This is a genomic window from Micromonospora sp. M51, from assembly GCF_018070305.1.
Lineage (GTDB): Bacteria > Actinomycetota > Actinomycetes > Mycobacteriales > Micromonosporaceae > Micromonospora > Micromonospora parva.
On record NZ_JAGPXZ010000418.1, the window covers coordinates 1 to 5,390 of the forward strand.

4 protein-coding genes are annotated in these 5,390 nt (G+C 69.3%); 3 read left to right on the forward strand and 1 reads right to left on the reverse strand.

The genetic code is table 11. From position 1 onward, the window contains the following. Nucleotides 1–353, reverse strand: a 353-nt coding sequence (locus KBX53_RS20960) for a zinc-dependent metalloprotease (RefSeq protein ID WP_210861161.1), incomplete at its 3' end; no start/stop codon positions are given. 115 nt (nt 354–468) lie between these two features. Between KBX53_RS20960 and KBX53_RS20965 the strand changes: the two genes are divergently transcribed. From KBX53_RS20965 to KBX53_RS20975, 3 genes are all read left to right on the forward strand, one after another. Next, a complete protein-coding gene (locus tag KBX53_RS20965) occupies nt 469–1,482 on the forward strand; it encodes a PDZ domain-containing protein (RefSeq protein ID WP_030336608.1) in 1,014 nt (337 codons plus the stop codon). A gap of 96 nt (nt 1,483–1,578) precedes the next feature. Continuing rightward, nucleotides 1,579–4,563 (forward strand): UPF0182 family protein, encoded by a 2,985-nt coding sequence (locus tag KBX53_RS20970; RefSeq protein WP_081884046.1) that lies wholly within the window; start codon nt 1,579–1,581, stop codon nt 4,561–4,563. A 186-nt stretch (nt 4,564–4,749) separates the two neighbouring features. Beyond that, nucleotides 4,750–5,259, forward strand: coding sequence for a SigE family RNA polymerase sigma factor (locus tag KBX53_RS20975; protein WP_030336612.1), 510 nt, complete (start codon nt 4,750–4,752; stop codon nt 5,257–5,259). Nucleotides 5,260–5,390 lie beyond the last annotated feature (131 nt).

A 5,390-nucleotide genomic window follows, 5' to 3' on the forward strand; every position in this document is an offset into this window, starting at 1 on the left:
GGGTCGCACAGCTTGCGCCACACGTCCAGCGTCTTGAAGATCCACTCGTTGCGGTTCCACGCAACGGGGTTCTGGATGCCGGAGGGCCACGCCGAGGCGGGCTCCAACCACAGGTCGGCCAGGCGCAGCGCCTCCTCGACCGCGTTGCGTTCGTACATCGACACCGCCGGGTCACCGGCGGCCGCGAGCTGGCTGGCCGCAACCTGCCGGGCCAGGTCCCAGTTGACCGGCCCGCTGCCCGGCGCGGAGAGCAGGTGCTGCAACTGCGACATGAACTGCTGCATCTGCGCGGGATCGTTGGGGTCTGGTGGCTGCCCACCCGGGAGCGCGAAACCGAACGGAATATCAGGCACGACATCTACGGTACGCGGACCGCGCCCCAGGTCGCCGTCGCTGGCGTTGCGCTGAGGGCGAAGTCGCGCGGCGCATCCGCCGGGTGACCCGTGCCCGGTCGGTACGCTCTGCGGCATGAGACGTCGTGGCCTGACGGTCCTGCTCGGTGCCCTGTTCACCGCCCTGCTGAGCATCGGGGTGCTCCGGGTGCCGATTCCGTACGTGGTGCTGGGCCCGGGTCCGACCGTCAACACCCTCGGGACGGCCGACGGTAAGGAGGTCATCCAGGTCTCGGGTCGGGAGACCTCGACCTCGGCCGGCCAGTTGCGGCTGACCACGGTGGGGGTGCAGCCCACTGTGCGGTTGCGGGGGGCGATCGCTGGCTGGTTCTCCGACGACGAGGCGGTGGTGCCGCGCGAGCTGGTCTACCCGCCGGGGGAGTCGACGGAGCAGGTCGAGCAGCGCAACGCCGAGGACTTCAAGGCGTCACAGACCAGCGCGGAGACCGCCGCGCTGCGGAAGTTGGGCTTTCCGGTGCAGGTGGTGATCAAGACGGTGGCCGGGGACGGCCCGGCGGCCGGGGCGTTGAAGGCGGGCGACCTGATCACCTCGGTCGACGGCCAGCCGGTGCCGGTGGCCGCGAAGGTCACCGAGCTGGTCCGGGCGAAGCCGGCGGGCACGGCGTTGACCATCGGCTACACCCGTGACGGGGTGCCGGCCACCGCGACGGTGACCAGTCAGGAGCAGGACGGCCGACCGCGGATCGGTGTGGAGATCGATCAGCAGCAGCCGCATCCGTTCACGCTCGGCATCGACCTGGGCGACATCGGTGGGCCGAGCGCCGGTCTGATGTTCGCCCTGGGGATCGTGGACAAGCTGACGCCGGCCGACCTGACCGGCGGTCAGGTCATCGCGGGCACCGGCACCATCGACGACGAGGGCGCCGTCGGCCCGATCGGCGGTATCGCCCAGAAGCTGGTCGGCGCCAAGCGCGCCGGGGCCAAGGTCTTCCTGGTGCCGGCGGACAACTGTGCCGAGGCGGTCCGCAATCCGCAGCCCGATCTGCCGCTGTTGCGGGTGGGCTCGTTGGACGAGGCGATGACCGCTCTGGAGACGTTGCGAGCGGGTGGTCAGCCGACGCGTTGCTGACGGGTGTGACCGTGCCCCGACACGCTCAGGAACACCCCGTACTCTGGGTGCCTGGTCGGAGCCGATCATATCGAGCGTGCGGAGCCAACAGTGGTCATGCGTAGCAGCAGCCCCCTTCCGAGGATGAGCCGGCGCGGGCGCGTCACGATCGCCGTCCTGGTCGGGGTGTTCGTGCTCTTCACCCTGCTCGGCTGGGGTGTGCAGGCGTGGACCGACTGGCTCTGGTTCGACGAGGTCAACTACACCCAGGTCTTCACCGGCGTCCTGCTCACCCGGCTGGTGCTGTTCCTCGCCATCGGCCTCGGCATGGCGGTGATCGTCGGCGGCAACCTGTGGCTGGCCTACCGGCTGCGCCCGCGACTGCGCCCGCACTCGGTGGAGCAGGCGACCCTGGAGCGCTACCGGATGGTGCTCACGCCGCGGCTGGGCACCTGGATCTCGCTGACCGCCGCGGTGGTCGGGCTCTTCGCCGGCCTCTCGGCGCAGAACCGGTGGAACCAGTGGCTGCTCTTCCGCAACGGCGGTGACTTCGGCGTCAAGGACCCGGAGTTCGGGGTCGACATCGGCTTCTACGTGTTCCAACTGCCGTTCTGGCGGTACCTGCTCGGGGTCGCCTTCACCGCTGTGGTGCTGGCCGTGATCGGCGCGCTGGCGGTGCACTACCTCTTCGGCGGTGTCCGCCTGCAGGGCGTCGGTGACCGGATGAGCAACGCGGCCCGCGCCCACCTGAGTTCCCTGGTCGCGGTGTTCGTGCTGTTGAAGGCCGTCGCGTACGTGCTGGACCGGCGGGCGATGCTGCTGGAGTACAACGAGGGCGCCAAGTTGTACGGCGCCGGCTACGCCGACGTCAACGCGCTGCTGCCGGCGAAGGAGATCCTCGCCTACATCTCGATCGTGGTGGCGATCGCGATCATCGTGTTCTCCAACGCCTGGATGCGGAACCTGGTCTGGCCGGGCATCTCGTTGGCGCTGCTCGGCGTGTCCGCGGTGGCCATCGGCGGCATCTACCCCTGGGCGGTGCAGACCTTCGAGGTCAAGCCGAGCGCCAAGGACAAGGAAGCGCCGTACATCCAGCGCAGCATCGACGCGACGCGGGCGGCGTTCGGGTTGGCGGCCACCGAGACGACCCCGTACGCGGCGAACAACCTCACCCCACCGGGGAACCTGGCCACCGACACCTCGGTGGTGTCGAACGTGCGGCTGCTCGACCCGCAGCTGGTCAGCGAGACGTACACCCAGCTCCAGCAGGTGCGTGGCTTCTACGACTTCGGTCCGAAGCTGGACATCGACCGGTACGGGGTGAACGGGAATGTCTCCGATTACGTGGTCGGCGTCCGGGAGATCAACTATGGCGAGCTGACCGACCAGCAGAACACCTGGATCAACCGGCACACCGTCTACACCCACGGGTACGGGCTGGTGGCCGCACCGGCCAACCAGGTGGTCTGCGGTGGTCAGCCGTTCTTCGTCTCCGGCTTCCTGGGCGAGAAGACCCAGGAGGCGTGTTCCTCGCAGACCGAGCAGATCCCGGCCAAGCAGCCGCGCATCTACTACGGCGAGCGGATGGAGGCCGACGACTACGCCATCGTCGGGCAGTCCGACCCGAACAAGAAGGCCGAGTTCGACCGGCCGGTCGGTGAGGGCGGCGGCGAGTCCTACACCTACACCGGTGAGGGCGGCGTGGAGATCGGCTCCTTCACCCGGCGACTGCTGTACGCCATCAAGGAGCAGGAGTCGAACTTCCTGCTCTCGGAGGCGGTCAACAAGGACTCCAAGCTGCTGTACGTGCGTAACCCGCGCGACCGGGTGGAGAAGGTCGCGCCGTTCCTCACCCTGGACGGCGACCCGTACCCGGCGGTGGTCGACGGTCGGGTGCAGTGGATCGTCGACGGCTACACCACGGCGGCCTCCTACCCGTACGCGGAGAAGGTCAACCTCCAGACCGAGACCACCGACGAGTTGACCAACCGGGGCACCTTCCAGCTGGCCCGGGAGGACGTCAACTACATGCGTAACTCGGTGAAGGCCACTGTCGACGCGTACGACGGCACGGTGAAGCTCTACGAGTACGACGACACCGACCCGGTGCTGAAGGCGTGGAACAAGGCGTTCGGCGGTGACCTGGTGCTGCCGAAGGCGGAGATCCCGGTCGAGCTGAGTGAGCATCTGCGCTACCCGGCGGACATGTTCAAGGTGCAGCGCAACCTGCTCACCAAGTTCCACGTGACCAACCCGGGTGACTTCTACTCCGCACAGGACTTCTGGCAGGTGCCCAACGTGCCGGATGCCCCGGACAGCGGTCAGAAGCAGCCGCCGTACTACCTCTTCACCCAGTTCCCGGGGCAGGAGAGCCCCCGGTTCCAGCTCACCTCCGCGGTCACCCCGAACGGCCGGCAGAACCTCGCCGCGCTGATCTCCGGGTCGTACGTCGACGGGCAGCCCCGGTTGGAGGTGCTGGAGTTGCCGGATCAGACCCGGATCTCCGGCCCGGTGCAGGTGCACCAGCAGATGACGAACAACGCGAACATCCGTCAGCAACTGAACCTGCTCTCCAGCAATCAGGCGCAGGTGCAGTACGGCAACCTGCTCTCGCTGCCCTTCGCCGACGGGATGCTCTACGTCGAGCCGGTCTACGTGAAGAGCAACCAGCAGGACGCGTACCCGCTGTTGCAGAAGGTGCTGCTCTCGTACGGTGACGGCGGCTCGTTCGTGGCGCTCGCCGACAACATCAACGACGGCATCAAGCAGTTGGTCGAGCAGGGTAAGAAGGCCGGGCAGGGCACGTCGCCGCCGCCGACGACCGGGGGCAACCCGACGACACCGACCCCGACGCCGACTCCTTCGGGGACGGCGGCGCCGACGCCGACCCCGAGCGCCGGCACCCCACCGCCGGCCGGTGACCTGGCCGCCGCCGCGGACCGGGTGCAGACCGCGATCACCGAGGTCCGGGCCGCGCAGGCGTCGGGCGACTTCGAGCGGTACGGGCGGGCGCTGAAGGCCCTCGACGAGGCGCTCACCGCGTTCCAGCAGGCACAGCAGGCAGCTGGTGGGTCTGGTGCCAGCCCGAGTGCCGGCGGCTGACCCGGCACGCCCGCACGTACGTCTCGGAGCCCTCGTCGTCGGACCGCACCGGTCCGGACGGCGAGGGCTCCGCCGCGTCCGGAGCCGTGCCCGCCTGTCACCTCGCTGACAGGCGCGGACGTGCCGCAACCTGCGGCACCGGCCCGTCGTCCTCATTTGCAACGGGGTGGATGAGGGGGAGCAGTGGTGAGAGATGCGCAGAGCTTCGATGACTTCTACCGCAGCACCGCACGGCGGATGATGCGGTACGGCTATGCGGTGATCGGCGATCACACCGAGGCGCAGGACCTGGTGCAGGAGGCCTACGCCCGGGCCTGGCGGCAGTGGGGGCGGCTGTCGTCGCATCCGGCGCCGGAGGCGTGGCTGCGACTGGTGGTGTCCCGGCTGGCGACCGATCGCTGGCGGCGGCTGCGCAGTCTGCGGGGCGCGTTGCGGTTGGCCGGGCCACCGCCGACGGTGTCGCCGCCCAACGAGGACAGCGTGCTGCTGGTCCAGGCGCTGCGTCAGGTGCCGGCGACCCACCGGAGGGCGTTGGCGCTGCACTACCTGTTCGACATGCCGGTCGAGGAGATCGCCCACGAGATCGACGTGCCCGTCGGCACGGTGAAGTCGTGGCTGTCCCGCGGCCGGGCCCGGCTCGCCGCGTTGTTGCCCGATCTGGCTGTCGTGGAATTGGAGGCCACCGATGTCGCGTGAACTGTCCGAGCTGTACCGGTCCCTCGCCGCCGACGCTGACGCCGCCGATCTGGGCGTTCCCGAGGTGCTGCGGCACCACACGGACCGTCGGGCCCGGTTCCGTGCGGCCGGGGGAACGCTGGCCGTGGCGC

Coding starts and splice junctions, on each gene's coding strand:
- KBX53_RS20965 (WP_030336608.1), top strand. CDS start 469: ATGAGACGTCGTGGCCTGACGGTCCTGCTCGGTGCCCTGTTCACCGCC.
- KBX53_RS20970 (WP_081884046.1), top strand. CDS start 1,579: ATGCGTAGCAGCAGCCCCCTTCCGAGGATGAGCCGGCGCGGGCGCGTC.